Genomic DNA, 23612 nt, shown 5'->3' with positions numbered 1-23612 from the left:
GATCCATCTATATGTGAATGCAGCATCCCGAATGGACGCCATTCAGGCTCGAATCAGTCGACACGATCACAACATGCCCACGCTTCAAACAGGTTTCCGATGCCATCCATGCTTCATGTGCATTGTAAGATTAATTTTCTGCGCAAACCCTTTATTGCAAACATTACAAACAAAGGGTTTTTCTCCAGTATGCGTTCGCTCATGGTTCTCAAGGTCGCGCGTTCTCTTAAACCGCTGACTACAAAATTTGCATACAAAAGACTTCTTCTCGACATTCGGTCTCCCATGCATTTTGCGATGCCTCGAGAAAGTAGCGTAATGCTTAATCGCTTTCCCACATACTTCACATACGTAAGGCCTATCTCCGGTATGACGCCTCTGATGCTCCTTAAGGTTGGTTGAAGTTGCGAACGATGCGTCACATGTTTCGCACCGATGAGGTTTTTCTCCAGTGTGAGTTAGTCTATGCCGATAAAGCCCCGCCGGAGCCGCGAACCCTTTCCCGCAAGTACCGCAAACATAAGGCTTCTCACCCGTATGCGATCTTTCATGAATTTTAAGCTGGGTCGAATCCTTGAACCCCTTTTCGCAAATATCGCAAACAAAGGACTTTTTCTTGGCATGCGATTTTGCATGCTTCCTGAGGGATCTCGAGCTGGAAAATTCTTCACCACAAACTGTGCATGGAAAATTCTTCGCTTTACCAGGATTTTTCCGAGGCATGCCGAGGGTGCGTTGACGTGAATACCCTTCAACGGCGCTGGAGTCAGAAATCTCGGTTTCGCGTACCACGCGCTGACCAGAATTTTCACCGGCGTGACTACGCCGCTGATGTATTCTGAGCGTGTCTGACTTTGCATACCCTTTCCCGCAAAACTCACAAATATTGGCAGGCTTCGGTTTCCCATGCATCTCCTGCATGTGGGTATGCCACGTATTCCAGTTCTCGAACAGTTCTTCGCATGCTTCACAGGAAAGTGGTCCAGCCGCGTTAACGCCGGCCTGCCCTTTCGTTTGTTTCCGGGGGCGGCCCCGCCCCCTTTTGCTGACCGGGGGCGCTGCGTGAGCCGCCTCGCGCGGTAAAATCACCGCGTAATGATGATCCGTCTGCATGACTCGAATGAGCCGCGTCGGGTCCGCCGGACTCTCATTCACGACACCATGCTCGTCCATATAGGACGGCACGAATGCCCCATTCCCATCGTCCATCGAAATCGCCGTGATCGGGCGATACATCGCCACCACGAACCCCTCGTCGCCTCCTGCGATCCCATAGGCCTGATTCAGGTTCCTGATCAAGCTCCGACCATGGCCGCCTCGGTCCGCATCCAGCGCGAGCATCGCCGTCGACATACCGCGATGTCCCGCTTCAGCAACGAAAGTTTGACGCTGCTCTTGCACGGCCTCATCCAGGGTTTTCTCCTCAATCGGGCGCCGCTGCGTCGCTCGAGCCCCCATGTTCAATGCATACAGCGAGCAATTATTGCCTCGACCACTCGTCTCCTGGATCTCCAGTTGCTGCGTGGCAAGCCACTCGACAAATCGCTCCAGATACCGATCTTCCAGTTCACGCTGCGCGGCGAGTGCCGCCTCGTACGACGTGTCATCCATGACGTCATCGGTCGCGGCATCCTCGTTTAACACCGCCATCGCCTGTGTCAGGATAGGCCCGAACTGCTCTGACTCATCGGCCCGTGGCTCGGGGTCATTCAACTCCACCATGACCGTTTTCTCGGTATGCGATTTCGCATGCTTCCCGAGGGATGCCGAGCTGGAAAATTCTTCACCACAAACTGTGCATGGAAAATTCTTCGCTTTATCAGGATTTTTCCAAGGCATGTCGAGGGTGCGTTGACTTGAATGATCATCAACGGCGCTGGAGTCAGCAATCTCGTTTTCGCGTGTATGCCACGTATCCCAGTTCTCGAACAGTTCTTCGCATGCTCCACCGGGAGGCACGCCAACCGCATTAGCGCTGGCCTGCCCTTTCTTTTGTTTGCGGGGGCGGCCCGGCCTCCTTTTGCTGACCGGGGGCGCTGCGTGAGCCGCCTCGCGCGGTAAAATCACCGCGTAGTGACGATCTTCCAGTTCATGCTGCACGGCGGGTGCGACCAATTCCTCGGGCCACATCTCATCCATGACGTCATCGGTCGCGGCATCTTCGTTCAACTCCGCCATTTCCTGTGCCAGAACATCCCCGACCTGTCCTGGCTCATCGGACTGTGGCTCGGGGTCATTCAACACCGCCATGGCCGTTTCCAGGATGGCCGCGGACTGTCCCGGCTCATCGGCCTGTACCCCCGTGGCGGGCAATACAAAACATGTCCTCATATGTTTTCTCAAGGCATAACCATAAAAAAACGCCTCACCGCAAGTTGAACACTTGTAAGGCCTGTCGCCTGTATGCTTTCTGGAATGCTTTGATAGGCTGCTTCGAAATGGATAATCCTTTCCGCAAACGTCACAAACATAAGGGCGCGCCCTGGTATGAACGACCTTATGCTCAATAAGATTAATTTCCTGCGCAAACCCTTTATTGCAAATATCACAAACAAAGGGTTTTTCGCCAGTGTGCGTTCGTTTGTGGCGCTCAAGGTCGCGCATACCCCTATATTTGCTACCGCAAAATTTGCATACAAAAGACTTTTTCTCGTTCTTCTCGGTATGCGATTTCGCATGCTTCCTGAGGGATGTCGAGCTGGAAAATTCTTCACCACAAACTGCGCATGGAAAATTCTTCGCTTTATCACGGTTTTTCCGAGGCATGTCGAGGGTGTGTTGGCTTGAATGCCCTTCAACGGCGCTGGAGTCAGAAATCTCGTTTTCGCGTACCTCGCGCTGCCCAGAATTTTCACCGGCGTGGCTCTGCAGCTGATGTCTTTTGAGCGCGCTGGACGCTTTATACCCTTTCCCGCAAACCTCACAAATCTTGGCGGACTTCGGCTTGGCGAGCTCCGGTTTCTTCTTATGCACATCAAATATGTGGTTCTTCCAACCATCCAAGGTCTTGAGCTGCCGACCGCAGAGATCGCACGGAGCCGGCCAATCCGCGTTAGCGCTGGCCTGCTCTTTCTTTTGTTTCCGGGGCCGGCCCGGCCTCTTTTTGCTGACCGGAGGCGCTGCATGAGCCGCCTCGCGCGGTAAAATCACCGCGTAGTGATGATCCGTCTGCATGACTCGAATGAGCCGCGTCGGGTCCGCCGGACTCTCATCCACGACACCATGCTCGTCCATATAGGACGGCACGAATGCCCCATTCGCATCGTCCATCGAAATCGCCGTGATCGGGCGATACATCGCCACCACGAACCCCTCGTCGCCTTCTTCAATCCCATAGGCCTGATTCAGGTTCCTGATCAAGCTCCGACCATGGCCGCCTCGGTCCGCATCCAGCGCGAGCATCGCCCTCGACATCCCGCCATGCCCCGCTTCATTAACGAAAGTTTGACGCTGCTCTTGCACAGCCTCATCCAGGGTGGTCTCCTCAATCGGGCGCCGCTGCGTCGCTCGAGCCCCCATGTTCAACGCATACAGCGAGCAATTGTTTCCTCGACCACTCGTCTCCTGGATCTCCAGTTGCTGCGTGGCAAGCCACTCGACAAATCGCTCCAGATACCGATCTTCCAGTTCACGCTGCGCGGCGAGTGCGGCCGATTCCTCGTACGGCACCTCATCCATGACGTCTTCGGCCGCGGCATCTTCGTTCAAAACCGCCATCGCCTGTGCCAGGATGTCCGCGGACTGTCCCGGCTCATCGGCCCGTATCCCCGTGTCGGCCAGTGCAACCGACGGGTATGCGGAGTCCGGCGACGGCATTATCTGCGCCTGATCATCAGCACCGGTGTCGACCATGTCGACTGCCCTGGGCTGAGTGTCTGGCATCATCGGACTTGTCGTGGGCGACTCCGACATCGGCGCGATGGACGACGGCGCGCGCGCTGCGCTCTGCTCCTCCTGCCTGATCTTTCCGATGTAATCCGCCACCGTATTCACCCGCCGGAGCAAGGCTTCCTCGGGCCGACGCTCGCCCGACGGTCCCGTCACAAACGCAGACCAGTCGCTGCGATGATGCGCCTGCCGGCTACCACTCGAATTCATCAAGGCCGTGAGCGCCCTGACGGCCTCACCCCGCTTCCAGAAATATTGCGCATACGCGCTAACCTCATGCGGCGACAACCCCTGCCCCTCGGGTACAGCGTGGACGATCGGTTCAAGACTCGACCACGGCGAACGTTCTGCGTGATCCCCTCGACCAGGTGCAGGCGCGGGAATACTGATCGCCTTGCCCCAACCCCTTGACTGACCTGGCAAACCGGGGAACGCTCGAATGGCTCCGCTGGCATCCTGAAGGTGAATCGGATGTTTGATCCTCCAGGCGAGATAGCCGACCGCCGTATCAAAGTCGCCCCGGTCGGCATTCTCCGGCCTGCGCAACCATTCGCTGAGCTGCTTCTTGATCTTTTCGCTGCTTTGAGTGCGAGAGCCTGCTTCGCCACTGTCGGCCTGTTCATGCTCATTGCGCTGCCGACTTGTTCGGCCTGAACCGCCTGCGCGCACTTCCTCTCTGTTGTGCATGATTGATATCCTTGGCCCACTAAATGCAATTGCATCGCATTTCGTTATTAAAATGCCGGTTCGCCGGGCTGAGTGTCATTTTTTACTCTGCGACTGAACGCGCAAAAATCAGCTTCACCAGGATGATGCTGCAACAAGATTGCCTGACACATAAAACGTATTCCGGCGCTCAATTCCGCCTTCACCATAGCATCATGGCGGCACCTGCCTTCGGTTGGTGCAACCCAATTTCCCGCATGCTGCAGCCGCTTATCTTCCACGGTCACTCCCCCGGGCTCATGCTCGAGCTTCAAAGGATCGTCCAACCCTGCTTGAGCGCCGACAGCTGCGCTCACACCATTTGACAGAGTCCGGATTCTCAACAATCAGCCACGCCCCTGGATGGTTCGTTCGAAATTCCCAACCTCGGATCGGTCACGCAGCCCCCCCCAGCCAGGGCGTCTTCGCGTGACGCCCCAAGTTGTCGGGCCACTCAAAGTTTATGCACCAATCTTTTATGCCTTGCGTATGAACTTGAATCCGAAAATTTCTTTTCACAGATTTCGCACGAGTAAGGTTTTTCTCCTGTGTGAGCTCTCTTGTGCCTTATAAGAGAACTCGGGTCGCAAAACCTCTTTTCACAAATATCACAAACGTAATTCTTTTCGCCAGAGTGAGTTAGCTCATGCAACTTGAGCGCCCTCGAATTCTTAAACCACTTGTCACAAGTGCCGCAAGAAAAAGACTTTGTTGAGGCGTGAATTTGCTTGTGCCCAGCAAGCGAGCTTGAATTAGAAAATCTTTCCCCGCAAACTTGACACTCATATGGTTTATCACCTGTATGAATGCGCTCATGCCTCTTGAGGGACCCCGATTCCGAAAATCCAACTCCACAAGTTCCGCATACAAAAGGCTTTTCACCCGTATGAACGCGCTCATGCTTATTGAGAGTGCTCGGGCTCGGAAACCCCTTCCCGCAGGTTTTGCAAATATGAGCAGGTTTCGGCACCTCACGCCGCTTTGACGACGAAGCATGCAACCGATTCCTGCCCGCTAATGTCCGATTACGGACACCGCGGAGGGCAGAGCTATCTGTGCCAGAAATTGGGTTATGCCTCATTGGTTTCTGAGCACGAATCGGCATTTTCTCGCTCGACGATTGAATGCCGCCGCACGTTTTCTCGTGCCTGGTCAAGATGTGTTTGAGCGCGAACGCCTTATCGCACTTCACACATTGATAAGGCTTTTCCCCAGTATGAGTCGACCCATGCCTTAAGAGAGTGGTTCGACTTGCGAACCCGATGTTGCAAATCTCACAGACAAAAGACGTTTCTTGGGAGTGGGTGCGTCTATGTTGTTTCAAATTGCTTGAAAATGCAAAATCCTTATTGCAAACCTCGCAAACATAAGGCCTCTCTCCTGTATGCGTTCTTTTATGTGCAGCAAGATTACTCGATGTTGTAAACGATTTATTGCATACATCACAGGGGAAATATCTTTCCCCGGTATGATTCTGCGTATGTATTGAGAGTGATATCGAATTCGAGAATTCTGCATTGCAAACTTCACAGCGATACTTTCTTTCTTCATCGTGCTCACGTTGATGCCGGGTTAGGGAATTTTTACTTGAATATCCCTTCTCGCAAACATCGCAGACAAACGGCTTTTTCTTGGCATGGACCGGCGCATGTCTTGCAAGGGAGGTGGAATTGGGAAAGTTCCCCCTGCAAACACCACACTGGTAAGGTTTTTCACCGGTATGAATGTGTTGATGATTTCTAAGGGCGCTTGGCGTTGCAAACACTTTGCCGCAAACCCCACAAATCTTCGCGGACTTTGGCTTGACGGACTTTGGCTTGACGGGCTTCGGCTTGGCGAGCTCCGGTTTCTTCTTATGCACATCAAACATGTGGTCCTTCCACGTATCCCAGTTCGCGAGTTGCTGACCGCAGAGATCGCACGGAGCCGGCCTATCCGCGTTAGCGCTGGCCTGCCCTTTCTTTTGTTTCTGGGTGTCGCCCGGCCTCTTTTCGCTGGTGTGGCTCTGCAGCTGATGTCTTTTGAGCGCGCTTGACGCTGTGTACCCTTTCCCGCAAAACTCACAAATGTTGGCGGGTTTCGATTTCCCATGCATCTCCTGCATGTGGGTATGCCACGTATCCCAGTTCTCGAACAATTCTTCGCATGGTCCACAGGGAGGCGCTCCAGCCGCGTTAGCGCTGGCCTGCCCTAGGATGTTACCCGGACTCTTTTCGCTGACCGGGAGCGCTGCGTGAGCCGCCTCGCGCGGTAAAATCACGGCGTAATGATGATCCGTCTGCATGACTCGAATGAGCCGCGTCGGGTCCGCCGGACTCTCATCCACGACACCATGCTCGTCCATATAGGACGGCACGAATGACCCATTCGCATCGTCCATCGAAATCGCCGTGATCGGGCGATACATCGCCACCACGAACCCCTCGTCGCCTTCTTCAATCCCAAAGGCCCGATTCAGGTTCCTGATCAAGCTCCGACCATGGCCGCCTCGGTCCGCATCCAGCGCGAGCATCGCCCTCGACATACCGCCATGCCCCGCTTCATTAACGAAAGTTTGACGCTGCTCTTGCACCGCCCCTTCCAGGGTGGTCTCCTCCATCGGGCGCCGCTGCGTCGCTCGAGCCCCCATGTTCAACGCATACAGCGAGCAATTGTTTCCTCGACCACTCGTTTCCTGGATCTCCAGTTGCTGCGTGGCAAGCCACTCGACAAATCGCGCCAGATACCGATCTTCCAGTTCACGCTGCGCGGCGAGTGCGGCCGATTCCTCGTACGGCGCTTCCTCCATGACGTCATCGGTCGCGGCATCTTCGTTCAACACCGCCATCGCCTGTGCCAGGATATTCCCGAACTGCTCTGACTCATCGGCCCGTGGCTCGGGGTCATTCAACTCCGCCATGGCCATCATTAGGATATCCCCGACCTGTCCCGGCTCATCGGCCCGTGTCCCCATGTCGGCCAGCGCAACCGACGGGTATGCGGAGTCCGGCGACGGCATCATCTGCGCCTGATCATCAGCACCGGTGTCGACCATGTCGACTGCCCTGGGCTGAGTGTCCGGCATCATCGGACTTGTCGTGGGCGACTCCGACATCGGCGCAATAGGCGACGGCGCGTGCGCTGCGCTCTGCTCCTCCTGCCTGATCTTTTCGATGTATTTCGCCACCGTATTCAGCCGTTTGATCAAGGCTTTATCAGGCCGACGCTCGCCCCCCGAGCCCATCACAAACGCAGACCACCCTCCCTCTCGGCTCTGCACGTCACGATTCGCGTTCATCAAGGCCGTGAGCGCATGGACGCTCTCACTTCGGGACCAAAGAAGCGGCGCCTCCAGGCGCAAGCCCGCCGGCAACGGTACGTTTGCCGCTCTTACCCCTTCGACAACAGGTTCAAGACTCGACCAGGGCGAACGTCCTGCATGATCCACCCGACCAGGCACCGGCGCGGGAATACTGATCGCATCGCGCCAACCGCTTGACTGACTCGGCAAAACAGGGAACGCTCGAATCGCTCCGCTGGCATCCTGAAGGTGAATCGGATGTTGGATCGTCCAGGCGAGATAACCGACTGCCGTATCAAAGTCGCCCCGACCAGCATTCCCCGGCCCGCGTAGCCATTCGCTGAGCTGCCTCCTGGTCTCTTCGCTGCCAGAAACACGAGGACCTGTTTCGGCGCTATCGGCCTGTTCATGCTCATTGCGCTGGTGACTTGTTCGGCCTGAACCGCCTGCGCGCACTTCCCGGTCCTTATACATATGCCTGATTTCCTTGACATCCAATACCCATTCACCACACAGTTTGAATGAGAAAAGGGGATTTAATTTGATAAATCAAATATTTTCAAATTTATGCGAAAATTAACCTCAGAATAATAATGTGACCGCAATATTGCGTGGCGCCTGACCAGAATCCCAACACCCAATGCCTCCTCGACTGCGATCCGTCTATATGTGATTGCAGCATCCTGAATGGACGCCATTCGGACTCGAATCAGTCGGCACGGTCACAACATGCTCACCTTCAAACAGGTTTACGATGCCATCCATGGCGATCGAAGCAATTTCCATTGAATTTGATCGTGTCATTAACGCGCTCGCGCACGGTGACGCTCACGTTGCCGGGCCAATTTTCGGATTCGCATCAATCACGATACCTACCCCATTTGAATCCACCTGAATGACGTCGGCGATGCCTTCCATCGCCGGCGCCCGACCTCAAGCCCTTCGTGTCAATTGACGCTAACCAGAACATGTCTTCATATGTCTTCTCATGGCATAACCATACATAAACGCCTTACCGCAAGTTGAACACTTGAAAGGCATGTCGCCCGTATGTGTTCGATAATGCCTTGACAGGTTGCTTCGAGATGGATAATTCATTCCACAAACGTTACAAACATAAGGACGCTCTCCGGTATGAATTAAATTATGATCGACGAGATTAATTTTCTGCGCAAACCCTTTATTGCAAACTTCACAAACAAAGGGTTTTTCGCCAGTATGCGTTCGCTCATGGTTCTCAAGGTCGCGCGTTCTCTTAAACCCGCAACTGCAAAATTTGCATACAAAAGGCTTTTTCTTGACCGGCACCCGTGCGCTTCCTGCAAGCGGTCCTTCGCTGGCGTGGCTCTGCAGCTGATGTCTTTTGAGCCCGCTTGACGTTTTACACCCTTTCCCGCAAACCTCACAAATCTTGACGGGCTTCGGGTCCCCATGCACATGAAACATGTGGTGATTCCAACCGTCCTGGGTCTTGAGCTGCCGACCGCAGAGCACGCACGGAGGCGGCCAATCCGCGTGAGCGCTGGCCTGCTCCTTCTTTTGTTTCCGGGCCCGGCCCGGCCTCTTTTCGCTGACCGGGAGCGCTGCGTGAGCCGCCTCGCGCGGTAAAATCACCGCGTAATGATGATCCGTCTGCATGACTCGAATGAGCCGCGTCGGGTCCGCCGGACTCTCATTCACGACACCATGCTCGTCCATATAGGACGGCACGAATGCCCCATTCGCATCGTCCATCGAAATCGCCGTGATCGGGCGATACATCGCCACCACGAATCCCTCGTCGCCTCCTGCTATCCCATAGGCCTGATTCAGGTTCCTGATCAAGCTCCGACCATGGCCGCCTTGATCCGCATCCAGCGCGAGCATCGCCGTCGACATACCGCCATGCCCCGGTTCAGCAACGAAAGTTTGACGCTGCTCTTGCACGGCCTCATCCAGGGTTTTCTCCTCAATCGGGCGCCGCTGCGTTGCTCGAGCCCCCATGTTCAACGCATACAGCGAGCAATTATTTCCTCGACCACTCGTCTCCTGGATCTCCAGTTCCTGCGTGGCAAGCCACTCGACAAATCGCGCTAGATACCGATCTTCCAGTTCACGCTGCACCGCGAGTGCGGCCGATTCCTCGTACGGCGCTTCATCCACGATGTCTTCGGCCGCGGCATCTTCGTTCCACTCCGCCATCGCCTGTGCCAGGACATCCCCGACCTGTCCTGACTCATCGGTCTGTGGCTCGGGGTCATTCAACATCTGCATGGCCGTTTCCACGATGTCCGCGGACTGTCCCGGCTCATCGGCCCGTGTCCCCGTATCGGCCAACGCAACCGACGGGTATGCGGAATCCGGCGACGGCATCATCTGCGCCTGATCATCAGCATCGGTGTCGACCGTGTCGACTGTCATGGGCTCAGTGTCCGGCATCATCGGACTTGTCGTGGGCGACTCCGACACCGGCGCGATAGGCGACGGCGCGTGCGCTGCGCGCTGCTCCTTCTGCCTGATCTTTCCGATGTATTTCGCCACCGTATTCACCCGTTTGATCAGGGCTTTGTCAGGCCGACGCTCGCCCCCCGAGCCCGTCACAAACGCAGACCACCCGCCCTCTCGGCTCGGCACGTCACGATTCGCGTTCATCAAGGCCGTGAGCGCATGAACGCTCTCACTTCGGAACCAAAGAAGCGGCGCCTCCAGGCGCAAGCCCTCCGGCAACCGTACGTTCGCCGCTCTTACCCCTTCGACAACAGGTTCAAGACTCGACCAGGGCGAACGTCCTGCCTGATCCACCCGACCAGGCGCGGGCACGGGAATACTGATCGCAGCGCGCCAACCCCTTGACTGACCTGGCAAAACAGGGAACGCCCGAATCGCTCCCCTGGCATCCTGAAGGTGAATCGGATGTTCGATCCTCCAGGCGAGATAACTGACCGCCGTGTCAAAGTCGCCCCGATCGGCATTCTCCGGCCTGCGCAACCATTCGCTGAGCTGCTTCTCGACCTTTTCGCTGCCAGAAACACGAGGACCTGTGTCGGCGCCGTCGGCCTGTTCATGCTCATAGCGCTGGCGACTTGTTCGGCCTGCACTGTCCGCGCGCACTTCCTCTCTGTTGTACATGATTGATATCCTTTGCACTCAAAATGCAAACACACCGCACGGTACAAATTAAATCAAGCCCCTCGCCGGCCTCGTTTGAACATTCTATTTTATAATTTTTGCAAATGAATTGGTTTTTCCCTATTTATCCATGCCTGACAATAACTTAATTCTTGATAAAAAATATTATCTCACCTCTTCGCTCGCCCATTCGATGAGCCTCGGCGTAAGAAAAATCGCTTTCCCGATGCCCATCCTGCTTGCCTCTGGATATTTGACGAAAATCATGCGATAAAACGCCCCCACCACACACTGGCGCGCGGGTACATATCGATTTGCGTTCAATCTCGCCATCGCCAATTGATACGCCGCTTTTCATATGTATCATGCATCCTCCGGCGCATCTGTTGGCGACTCATTTGATTCTTCCCAGAACCAGGCCGCGACCGTCATTTTTCGACCAGACTTGAGCACCCCCTTTTCGTACGTGGCAATCAATGCATCCAGAGCGAGATAATGGACCTCTTTGGCCTGCGAAGGTGAACGACGACGACGCGTTTTGGGTTCGGCATACGTAGGGATCTGCTTTTTCGCATGAAAAACGTTGTTAACCTGCTCAAGGGTGAGCCCGTTTAATGAATTGGAGCGGCAGGTGAACAATAGAAATTCGTCATATTGTAGTCCTGCTCGCTCGACATCATTCAGGATATCCGAGGTGCGGGGTTTTCCCCGATATATCAGCTCGTCATGACGCCGATAGGTGGCCTCCATGTCGGCAGGCGGCAGAAATTGCAGCGGCTGAAAATCCGGACCTAATACGTCAAACTTGGGCACGATAAAGTCCATCTGCCGCAAACCAGCCGTGATCGGCACCGCATAGCGATTCGCTGCGATAGCGTTTGAAATATCGTCCTCCGTATCTTTCTCGAACCAGAGATGTCGATAGTCGCCAACCTGATTCCTGAACTGCGCTCCAGTGTATCTCTGCGGATCCGGTGAATTCCAATAGCGGTTATACGCTATTTGCTGCAGAAAAGTCGATCGGTTGGTCACGTAGGTTTGTTGCGGCGCGGTCATTAGGTAAAATTGAGCCCTTAACTGGGCATCCGGAACCGCAACGGGGTCAGGAAATACCTCGCGCAAGGCAGCATCCCACTGAAGAGGGTAATTCGGTGGATCATTTACTACCGCCCGATGCAAAGACAATTCCACCAAAGGTGTAAAGGCATGCTCGGTCAATTGTCGAGTAGTTGCTTCAAGCACATCATTATGTGGTTGAAGATAAACATAAGTCAGCCCCGGCCGCATATTCATCGTTTCCGGCACCGAGTACGAACCGTGTGCAGACAAGGCTAACGAGCGGGACGGTTGCCCACTTTGCGTGGTATACAGCCATGAGTGACCGAGGTCGACCCTGATGACATCGTGAGCAAGCGGTACATATTGGCGAAGCGGTACGCCTCGCGCAGAGACAGAAACGGGTGATTGATTACCGACGGCTGGAAATACGAAAGGGGCACGCTTGAGTGCAGGCAGCGGTGCTTCGCCTGCCATTGGTTGACTGCGATCGCGGAACGTGCCAAATATCGGCGAGAGCTCCGTGTCGGCCAGTCGTTCAACATCAATCTGTTTGACTTCAAACATCAGATTGGCCAACGTCGCGGGCTGATGCGTCGACTGCCTCACCGGCTGGACGATCTTCTCCAACGCGACCTGGAAGGCATCGGCCGACGCAAACACGGCCAATCCTGCTGACGGATCGTACAAATAGTATGTCCGCGGTTCAAGCACGAGACTGTTCGCGGCTCCCGGACGCATGCCAACGAGGAGGTCTGCGCCGCCCGTCGTCACCCAGAGGAAGACCGGACTCATCCATTTCCCCAAAACCGCCGTCACCGTCTGCGCATCCAGGTAGCCCCACTTGATGAGATGGCGTTGAACGTCGTGATGCGTGATCATCGGCACGAATGCGTCTAATGCGTTGATCAGATCGTTCGACCGACCGGGGTAGGCGTACGCTTGCTGCCGACTGATCAACGTGGGTGCATGCTCGTCGTGCAATGCGACCGCCATGGCGAACAGCGCCGGGCGAACGAACCTGGGGCGGGCGCCCTCGGCTGGCAGGGCCACGTTGTGTACCTCGATGCTGCCCTCGGTGAGGATCGCCCGTGCCGACATGAGCTGAGCGTCACGGAGTTTGACGAGCTGCGCGTAGAGTGCCCCCAACACCCATTGATTGGGCACTGGCTTTTCCCCTTCGGCCCGATAGATCCGCATGACGTCCGTCTCGGACATGCCTGCGCGCCATCCCGCCGACGTGGCTTCGTCAGGATGATCCAGTCCCGCTTGATAGTTGCTCGAGGTAGCATGCCGCTGGTGGACACGATAGACCGTCTCGACAAGCAGTTGCCGCCGCAGATCGGCCGCTCGCCCGGCCGCCGCAACCGGGACATCCCATTGCGCGGCGGGATTGGTACGATGACTACTGAAACCCGGCGCGCTCGCGTGATCGGATTCATGCTGGACAGTGTTCGTCACCGCAGGGGCATCGCCCATGCGTTGTCCATCGGAGGGACCGCCCGGCTTGCCGTTTTGCGGGGCGGTTCCAGGCTGTTGCGCGTACTGTGTATAGGCCTTGAGCGTCGAATAGTCTCCGACAACTTCTTCGGTGGCCGTCGACATGTCCGCGGACAGCTTGCGTCGAACAAGCACGGGCGTGACGTCGCTCTCAACTGTGACGGCAACGCCCGGGCGTCGGACCAGTTCGGTCAGAATGTCGCGCTGCGTCATCCCATACTTGACGCGACAGCCCGCAAAGATCACATCGCGATAAGCCAGTTTCCTCTCCCTGACATCGGTCAGGATCTGACTCAAACGCACCCCGTCACTCCCCGGGTTCACGGTCAGCACATCGATACGGTCGAGCGCCCCTTGACTGGCCAGAATGCGGTTGGTGTCGAGCTTGTTGGACAACGCACCGATACGCTCCCCGCTGAGACTATCTGTGATGCCGCTGCCCACATGGCTGACCACCCGGTCCTTCAGGCTTTGCGTGTCGCGACTGCCGGTCACGAACACACGTCGCAACGTCTCGTCCGACACATCATGGTAGGCCTGCTGATGGGAGAGCGACTTGCGCGCGACATGACCACTGAGCCGCGCCTTCGTGGTAGACCAATCGATATCGAGACTGTCCACGGGGACCTCGATGCGGGTCGCGCGTGCCCCGCCGGCCGTCCCACCCAGCCAATTGGACAGCCGCGTGCGCGTGTCTTCGGAAATATCGCGTGACTGCAGGGTCTGGTGATCCGGCAACGTGATGGTCAGCGTGTCATCGGCCGCCCTGGACACTTGCGCAAAGTAGTGAGGCCGTTGGGTCAGCACGCGCTCACTCGCGGGCATCTTGAGGGATTCACCATGTGCATTGAGCAGTTTCAAGCTCACCCCTGCCGGCAGTGACATGTCGCTGTCGACATAACCCGAGTGACCGAGTATCAACAAGCTGCTTGCACCCTCACGCCCATCCGACGTGTAAAGCCGCATATCACGCCCGATAGGGATATAGCCAATGGCCTCGTTGGACTGCGTATCCCGGGCGCGCCGCACCGTCACGAACTTGTCGGCCTGCACTCGGGACAGGGAGACCTGCACATTGCTACGCACCGGATCGGGACGCGCGTTCGCCCGCAATGCGGCCAGATTGCGCCCGAACTGTTGCGGGGTGTATTCGTGCACCTGGAAGGTCCACGACGACGGGGTCGCCGCGCTGACATCCGTGTGCAGGGCCTGCATGTCAGACATGGAGATCGAGCTGGCGTCAGCATCGGCAACAAACAGCCTGGCGAGCAGGCTGCGCTGGGTGGACACATCGAGTGCCGGGAATGCCGACGAATACAGCTGCTTCAAGGCGGGGACATCCGCGCTGACTTCGCCCTTTTTCTCCAGCCATGTCGCCAGCGTCACGGCCGGCAACAACCCTGTTTCGCTGGTGGACTGCAGCACGTAGCAAGGACGCGCCAATGTCGCCGTGGCGGTCTCGCCAGCGGCGGGGAAATCGAGCAGATAGCGATGCGAAAGCCGCTCATCGTCAACCAGCACGACATAGCTCTTCGTCGGTACCAACGAGGCCACCAAGTCATCGTAGCTTTGCGTGCGATGAGCCCCGCCATTGGGCGCGGTGGGGTCAAGCAGCGTCTCACGCTCGGCCATCAGCTTGAACAGATTCAGTGCCACGTCGCGATCGTCGGGGTCCCGAATCGTGGCGGGCCCCTGGCCGGCCAGGAGCCGTTGCCGTTGAACCTCGACCGGCTGGCGATAGAAGTCCGAGACAGCGCGGGTGTAAGCGCGATCGGGGCGACGTGCGACCATCCGGGTTGCCCAGTCCGGCTCCCACAAAGCACGCTCGAACGCCGCGCCCTCTTCGGTCAGTGCGCGACGCAAGTCGCGCAGCACCTGGGTGCGGCCGGCGCTGCCGGCGGGGACGTGAATTTCGTCCGGCTTGAGCTGCCCCTCCAGGATCTCCAGCTTGGTGCGCAACTCGAGGCCCCAGAGAACCAGACATTCCGTGGAGCGGTCCGCGGCGAGCAGATACCGAAACCGCCCCGGCACCATCAACGCCTGATTGATGCGATGGGTCATCTCCGACAGGAACCTGATCTGTTCGACGATGGGCCCCTTGGCCACGGCGGCGACTGCGCTGTCATCCCATTGGCCCAGCAGCGCACGAAAGTTCCAGGCGCCGACGCGACCGAGTTCCGCTTCGATCTCCTCGCGCTTGCGCATTTTGAGCGCGTTCAACTTGCCGGGCTGGTCATAGGTTTCCAGAAACAAGGACCTGTAGCGACTCAGGCCATGCAGCGGCGTACGACTGACATTGGCAAGCGCTCGCTTCAGAGGCGGGCTCAGCCGATCGCTCATCAGCTTGCGATCCAGGATCGTCTGGGCGACCTCCACCGGATGCCATCGATTCTCGTACCAGGTCGGCGCGTTCACGAGCCCACCCGTCGCGACCGTCACATCAACGGGCGCCACCGCGTGATCAAAGATGTCATTCCTGCGGATGACCGAGTTCGCATGCATCTTGATCATCAACTGTTCCCAGCTGTGCTCCGTGCCCACATAGACCGCGTGCGCATAATCAATCGCCGCCTGACTGAACTGACTGATGGTCGGATCGATAATGAGGCTCTCTTCGTTTAACCTGACGCGCACTGCCACATGGTCGATTTGCGTACCGCGCAAATTGTTCCAAAAATAGAGTTGAACAATCTCCGGTGCATAATGGTTCCGCCTCAAGATGGTCGATACGATGCTGGCCGCCTCGTGACATCTCGCCTTGGGCGCCTCGATGGCTCGGCGCAGATCGCCATGACTGGATTCCGTCATGCAGTCGAGCAAAGCCGTGAGTTGTTTTTTCCATTCAAGATTGTCTGCATCGACCTTGAACTCAATGAAGTGGAAACGGCGATTGGTCTGTGGATCCGCGACGCGCAGGGCCCCCTTGTCGTTGTAGAGAAGCACCGGGCGATCAAGATAATCGCGCGTGATCGAGATCGATCCGAGTTCCTGCTCGAGGCGATCGGCATCCCACCCCTTCTGGGTCGCCACACGGCGCCACTCATCCGTGCTCAGCGGATGAGGCGTACAACTCGAGCCGGCCGCAGCAATCGTGCGCTTCACACGGCATCGGAACGCCAACCGATCCAGCAGCGTCTGCGTGTCGGATGCCGCAACATCGTCGGTACGCGGTCCATGCGGGGCGGGCTCGGTCTGCACCAGGGCTTGCTTTATTTCGCTATCGGACAACTTTCGTGCGGCCCGGAAGGCTTCTTTTGCCTTGCGGGTCAGCCGCGTGAGCGCGGCTGCATTGTTCAAGTGACTACCCAGGCCGATCGAGAACGCATAGCCATAGCAGTATTCGACAAACGGGAACGCAGACTCCTCCGACTGCTCCTGGGTCAGCGCTTGCGCGCCCGCGACGGTGCCCTGCAGGATATCGACCAGATAGCCGAGCGTTTTGGCCATTCTGAAGCTGCCCGACGACAGCGTGGTCCCCAAGACATCCAATCCTTCCATCCATCGGTCAAGGGATCGTTCGCGCCCGGAATAGACGAGCGTATCCAGATCCGAACACACGGCCTCCTCCATCACCGTCAGCAAGTGACCGGCCCACTCGGTCGATGGTGAAAACTCGAAGTCCCGATCGCCGAAGAATACCTCCATGTATTGCCCCGATCCGCCCGGCTGCAATCCGGCACGCATGTATTCGGCAAAATTTTCGTTATATTTGATTCTGGCGCCAATGCCCTGGTTATTCGTTCTGAAACCCGGCGACATATTCAAGCCGCTAAAGGCCTTCTCGCGATCAGCCATCGACAACCCGGACGACACCATGTCCGCAAGTCGCCTGATATCGCTCACCCCCTCTTTTTGGCCACGCCAGTCCGCCGGCACCGAGACCATTCCGGACTGCGACTCAGACGTCGACACCAGCCATCGCTTGCCGCCACTTTGCACGGACACGAGATTGGACAGTGTCGACTGGCGGAATTTGACATTGGAGATTTCGAGCGAGCTGAAGTCAACCCCGTCTTGCCCCGCCAACTGAGCAATCAAACTTCCCATGCTCATATGGGCGACAGCGGTTTTCAGTGTGCTTCGATTCGCCGCAAAATAGGATTTGACGGCGCGGCCCAAATCATCGTAAATCTCGCCGGAACAGAGTGATTCGATCAGGGAAGCATCGAAGGGCTGAGGCCAATCATAGGACGACGAGATGGTTGCCAGGGCACCGATATCGCGCTTGACATCCCGGGCATGCGCCCCCAGTGCGATCTCCTTGATGGTATAAGCGGGTTTTTCCCACATCAGTCCAGGCGCGACGGTCCCTACCTTGTGATAGAGCCAGCCCTTGAAGCTGGTCATCGAGGTAAAAAAGCGCGTCCACGTCTGTGAAACCTTGATCGGCGTATTCTTGTAGTGCTCGTAGTTGAGCTTGGCCAGGTTAAACGCGCTGGCGAGCCAATGGTCCACCCAATCGTCGCCCGTCCACGACAGTCGAAACGACCGCTTGAGGCCATCCGTGAGTGCCTCGCGATGCGGCGATGCGCTTGCTGTATCGCCCCGCTTTTTGAACATCGCCAAATCCAGTCGACCTTCCGACGGAATGGCCAACGTGTTCATGAGCCGATCGATCCAGGCATCGCGCGATTCCGGTTCGCCCGCAACCGTCTGTCGTCGTGCGTCGCTCCACGACTGAGCAAAATCGAGGTACGCGTGGGCCGCCGTCAGGTTCCACATCACCGACCGATTAAAGCGGGCCGCGGCCGAACCATTGCGCGAATCGGTCAGTTCGTCGATTTGCGCGTCAGTCAACCACTGCGTCGACAGCCCCATCCATTCGAGCATCTGCCGCGCTGCACGCCGACGCCGGCCGTCGGGCGTGCGAATCGGCGCCGAGCGTCCATCCAGATAGTCCGACGCGCTCTGCAATGCGCGTCGTTGCGCGCGATAATCGTCCCATCGTTGCAGCAGGACAGCCAGCTTCATCAGCGCCGGGTTGGGCTCAAACGCCTGCGCCCCTTGCTCCTCGCCTGCACGGGTCGGATGCCCATCCGGCAATTGTGCGGCGCTCAGCGCGGTTTCGCACCACTGCTGGTACTGCGCCTCAATGAGATGATGGGCGCGTTTTCCTTCCGTCAAGGCCGTACGTTCGTCCGTCCTGACAGTGTTCATCACGCTCAGCCAGTCGGAATGTCCGGCGGTTGCCGCTCGCGCAGGGTCGTGCGACGCCGACGCGTGCCGCGCAGATGTCAGAAAACTGTGCGCATAAGCGGCCTCAAACGCTGTCAGCCTCTGACAAGCCAGAACGCGACTTAACCATGACGGCGCCAAACCCAATGTGGTTGCGGCAGTCTCCACTGCCGGCAGCGGTGCCGCCTGCTCGGTCCATGCCTGTCGCGCGGTTTCGGCTTGCCAGGCGCGTCGCGTCGACTCGGGCAGCAACGCGTTCACCAGCATGCTTCGCGCACAGAGCTGAAGCTTGTCCATGTCCGCGGCTTCGCTCGATGACACTTGCGCGAGCTGCGGCGTCACAACGACCCCCGTGCGCGCCAGAGTGGAGGGCACCCGGTAATCCGTCTGGCGGCTCAGCTTGATCTCATAGAATTGCGCCCCCGCCGTTTCGATCAGTACTTGATCCGGTACCCACGTCGCCTCGACCTTGATCAAGCGCGGCGCACCATAACCACTCAAAATGAGACCGATGGTGTCACGCAGGTCGTTGAGCGAGGTCTGCTTGGTCTGATCCTGTTCATTGGCCGCCGCACTGGCCACCTGCTGGCGGATCCCGGCCAACTCGCGATAAAGCACCGTCGCGAGCATGGCCGTCACACGATCTGCCTCGGAATACGGGATAAGCGGGCGATTGCGTAATTCGGCCACGAACTCGTTGAACAGTGCACGCGCAGGTAGCGGGGCATCATGAGACGTGTCATCGATTCGAATGTCCTGATAACCCATCCGGGCCAGCGCGACCTCGTGTACCCCCAGCGCAATCTCTTCCCGCGCAAAGGCATGGGTTTCCTCAACGGCCGGCGTCCCCCCCAATATTGCCAATACGTTGACAGGCGCTGTGTCCGCGTCGATTCCGATGTCGGCGTCGAGCAGCGATCGAATCAATTGCTGAGCGCGCGCCTCGTCACTTTCCAGCAGATTCGTGATGAGTTGGGTGGCTGCACGATAAAGTGGCGTTTTATCTAAAGCCGTCTCGCTCGTCCGATCATACTCGGCCTGCTCGCGCCATGACGGGCGAAGGTTCATGACGGGCGCCCGGAGGCTGGACGTCAGATCGATAAAGAATACAGTCGGACTGAACGCTTTAAGACAGAGATAGCGCGCGCTTGGCTCGTCGCCGACGACTACCGTCGCCACCGGGCAGTGACCCGCCAGGGCATTGGTGATCGCCTTAAGATAAAAATCTCTCGCATGCGATGTAATGGACGTGTCGTGGGGGAGTTTCTCCTGCAGCAGCGTGAGATGCGCGACCAGGATTCGATACATCCGCTCGTTCAATGCGTCACGTTCAATGGCCTGTTTGCCGGGCTTCCCGGCCTGGTCACGCAGCCAGTGATATTGCTGCTCGACCGGCATGTCCAATTTTTCGCGTAATGCGTCGGGTAGCCCCTCGACCTGAATATCCCGATAGTCTTTGCCGAAGCGACCGACACGATCGATCAGGTCCGCCAGCCCGTATTGGCCAAGTGCCTGTCGTGCATTCGATGAATCATCGCGCCGAATACCCGTCACCTTGAACAGGTGTGCTTCGGTGAGAGCCGTCACTTCGTCGGCAGGGCGCGAGGCGATGTAGGCCTCGAGTGCGGTCCTGGCCCGAGCCTGCTTCTCTTTCTCCCAGGCAGATGGAGCAGGCGCGTCGCGCTTGCTTCGAATGGCCATCCCATAGGCACCGGAAACCAGGCTGCCCGATGCAATCAGGGCAGCCAGGCCTGCAATCAGGTGATTGCCGCGTCGCCACGCGTGATACCCCATATACCCTGCGCCGAGCGCGCTTGCCAGCGGCCCCATCCACTCGCCGGCATGCGATAACGATGACCAGTCGGCCAAGGGATCCGCAGACTCGACCCAGTTGGCGATCGACGGACTGACTCGCTCAAACAGTTCCGCCACGGCCTCACCGATGCGCTGCTCACTCCAGTGCGCCACCTGGACACGCAGATGCTTCAAGGCAGGCGCCTCGCTCGCGCGCACAATCTCGACCACCCTCGCGAGCCATGCCGTCCAGCTCAATTGCGCCGCATCCGGTGGCAACGCACGGTACAGCGCAATCCCCGCCGGAGCGAGCGTCACCAGCGCTTCAGCAAGGCCCGTGCCGTGCGCCCCGACGACCCGCTTGCTCAGCTCACGCAGTTTCTGCGCCACACGCTCGGGATCGTCGGTGCCCAGCCCATGAACCACCTGGACCACCATCCACAGTTTGACGATCGTGCCGGCGAGCCCGCCCTCCTCATGGGCCGTCTGTGTCAGGGTATCGAGCCATCCGGTGCGGGCGGGCGCCGAGAGCGTCACGCGCGTCCAGGTGGCCAGAAACCGCAGCGGCTGCGCCACGTAGCCTGGAATCTGCTCGGGCAGACTGGGCATGATCAGCGACGCGTATGCCGCGCTTTTTTGCGCCAGGCTCGCGTTCTCGGGCAATAATGCCTGGGCCTGCCGATAGACATCGCGTGACACGTTGAGCGCGGAGAGCGTGGCCGCCGCATACGGCGCGCCCCAATATCCGGCCACCCAGGGCGCGGACTTCAGTGCACTGTCCCACGTCAGATAGCGTCCCAGCACATCCCGTGACACGGACAGGCTCGCCATCCCCCCCTGTCCGAATTCGCTTGCGGCCATGAGCAAGCGCAGACCATGCTGAAGCTGCTCGCGGTACGCTTTGAGCGGGCCGAACCACGCGTGCCCTTGCTCGCCAAGCGGCATCTGATCGACGATCCGGATTGCCACATCCAGCTGACGATGGATCGGCGCGTCCAACGGAAAGGCCCAGAGCTGCACACTCCATTCAAGCCAGCGTTGCGCCCATTGCACCGTTTGGCCGTGCCCTGCCCAGTCCGACACGTAACGGGCGGCAGGATCGCGCAGCAAGTCGGTCGCCAGGCGCTTGGCGTGGACGAGTCGAACCGACCAATCCGAGGCGCGCCGCATCTCGTCGACCCGACTCAGGTAGGCGCCTGCCCGCGTGACACCACCCAGCAGCGTCTGCAGATCCGTCAAACGCTCGGCAAGCGACTCCCACTGCTGCCCCTGCGCCAGCTGTTGACCGTGCTGGACGGTGCGCGATAGCCACTCGAGTACCGCGTGCGCCCTCGTCAGCGCCCCCTGCACGCCCTCGGATTCCGCCGATTCCGCCGATTCGCGCCATATCTGGGGCAGCTCGGTGGCACGCATCAGGGTATCCAGCGTGGCAAACGTTTGTGGCAGATGCGCTCGCAGCCACGCGTTCTTGTGCATCACGCCCAGCATCGCCAAAGCCGCCCCGCCACGGCCGCCGCCATCGTCTGCCTGGGTCGTCAGCACGCGCGTCATTTCGCCGAGCATCGACGCGAGCTCGGGTACCAGGGTGCCGCTGTCGTCGGCAGGCACTACACGGGTTAGCGCCTCGCCCCATGCGCGCGCATCCGTGCCGGATTCGATCAGGCCAAGCGCGCGACGCAAGGTCGCCAACACCCGCCATTCCGCGTCGCCTCCCGGCACCGCCGTGGTGAGCGACGCGGCGAGCTCCGACACCACGAGCAACATCTTCACGATCCCCGTCATCAACGAACGGGGATTCGAGCGGTCCTGCCATTCGGCGGCGGCTTGCTCGAACTCAGCCCGACGCACACTCAGTGCTGCCATACCCGGCAATTGCTGCTGCACCCATGTGTCGCGGGCAAGCTCGAACAGCATGTCCATCCATGTTCCGTCCGGATCACGCGAGTGCTGCACCAGCCGCTGGGCCAGGCGCAAGATCGCCGGCACATCCGCCAGTCCACGTACGCCCAGGGACGCCAGCCCCCCGCCTGATACACCCATGGCCTGCCAGTGCTCGATCACGCGCGCGGCAATCTCAAACGCATCATCTTGCGCTTGCAGCAGCTCCAGCGTCCCCGGCAGCGCGGCCAGCAGCTCGCGTGCCGTGGCGAGCGCCTCGTGATCGGCACCGCTCACGTGTGCCAGATAATCGACGATGGCCTGGGCGCCGACCAGGCCGGCTTGAGTACGCGCCATCGCATCCGATGACGCCCCATCCGAGGCGCCCGTCAGCGCAGGAAACACCTCCATCAGACGCGCCACGAGTTCGGCCGTCGCGCGCATCGGCTCTGGCACATCGTCCCACTGCGCCACGTCCCGCAATCGCGCTTCCCATGACTGGTCCCAAAGGTGATGCATGCGCTGCACCGTCAAGGCGAGCGGATTCAATCCCTGCTCAAGACGCTGGTACTGATCGGCTGGCAACGCATCGCGAACCGCCTCATGGCTCAACAGGGTTTGCGTGGTGTGTATCACCGCGAGCACCTGATCGAGTGTGTCACTGGCCTCGGACACGCGCCCCAGTCCGTCAACGGCGTCTGCCATCACGCGAAGCCAGTTCGCGACGGGGCCGACCACCGTCATGACCGTCGAGCGCGTCCCGGCGCTCGTCTCGTCGAGCGCCTGGCCAACCGTGCGCAATCGCGCGGCCAGCGCGACATCGCGATCCTGATAGACCTGCATGATGGCCGGCGTGAGCGGAAGCGTCTTGGTGATCGCCGACACCAGTTGTTCCGCCACGCCTCGGATCAGCCCTTCCAGACACTGTCGCAAGACTTGCTGCAAGGACAGCGGTGTCGCCTCGACAGCCTCCGACGATCCCGTTGATTGGGGCGCGGCATCCGGCCGTGCGGTCGCATGACCGGAAGACCAGTCGGTCATCGCCCCCACTCGGGCATGAAGGGTGTCCAGCCAGTCAATGAACCGATCGCGCGGGGTGGGCGCACGTTGCGTGACCGTAATGCCCTCGAACGGCGCATCGACTGCGGCGGCTATTGCGTGCATGGCCTCGCGGGGGACGCGACGCGTTGCGTCCCCGCCAGGCCGCGAACGATTTTTCGACCGCCTT

The 23612-nt window shown here is 58.5% G+C and carries 4 protein-coding genes; all 4 read right to left on the bottom strand.

All coding sequences use genetic code 11. The features are described 5' to 3' along the window. Positions 1–84 precede the first annotated feature (84 nt). The 4 genes from FPJ27_RS35500 to FPJ27_RS35485 all read right to left on the bottom strand — a co-directional run bounded on the left by FPJ27_RS35500 (position 85) and on the right by FPJ27_RS35485 (position 23548). Positions 85–4575, bottom strand: a complete 4491-nt coding sequence (locus tag FPJ27_RS35500; protein WP_204426443.1) for a C2H2-type zinc finger protein — start codon at positions 4573–4575, stop codon at positions 85–87. A gap of 472 nt (positions 4576–5047) precedes the next feature. Further along, positions 5048–8371 carry a C2H2-type zinc finger protein gene (locus tag FPJ27_RS35495; protein WP_204426442.1) on the bottom strand — a complete coding sequence of 1108 codons (3324 nt, stop codon included), beginning with the start codon at positions 8369–8371 and terminating at the stop codon, positions 5048–5050. A 459-nt stretch (positions 8372–8830) separates the two neighbouring features. Then, positions 8831–10981 carry a C2H2-type zinc finger protein gene (locus FPJ27_RS35490; protein WP_204426441.1) on the bottom strand — a complete coding sequence of 717 codons (2151 nt, stop codon included), beginning with the start codon at positions 10979–10981 and terminating at the stop codon, positions 8831–8833. Positions 10982–11344: 363 nt separating this feature from the next. Then, positions 11345–23548 carry a cycle-inhibiting factor gene (locus FPJ27_RS35485; RefSeq protein WP_204421622.1) on the bottom strand — a complete coding sequence of 4068 codons (12204 nt, stop codon included), beginning with the start codon at positions 23546–23548 and terminating at the stop codon, positions 11345–11347. Between the last annotated feature and the right edge of the window lie 64 nt (positions 23549–23612).

Source organism: Burkholderia sp. MS455 (assembly GCF_016899445.1).
GTDB classification, from domain to species: domain Bacteria; phylum Pseudomonadota; class Gammaproteobacteria; order Burkholderiales; family Burkholderiaceae; genus Burkholderia; species Burkholderia pyrrocinia_C.
Note: the sequence above shows the minus strand (reverse complement) of the source record. Positions and strands in the feature narration are given on the sequence as shown.

Coding starts and splice junctions, on each gene's coding strand:
- FPJ27_RS35485 (WP_204421622.1), bottom strand. CDS start 23,548: ATGCACGCAATAGCCGCCGCAGTCGATGCGCCGTTCGAGGGCATTACG.
- FPJ27_RS35490 (WP_204426441.1), bottom strand. CDS start 10,981: ATGTACAACAGAGAGGAAGTGCGCGCGGACAGTGCAGGCCGAACAAGT.
- FPJ27_RS35500 (WP_204426443.1), bottom strand. CDS start 4,575: ATGCACAACAGAGAGGAAGTGCGCGCAGGCGGTTCAGGCCGAACAAGT.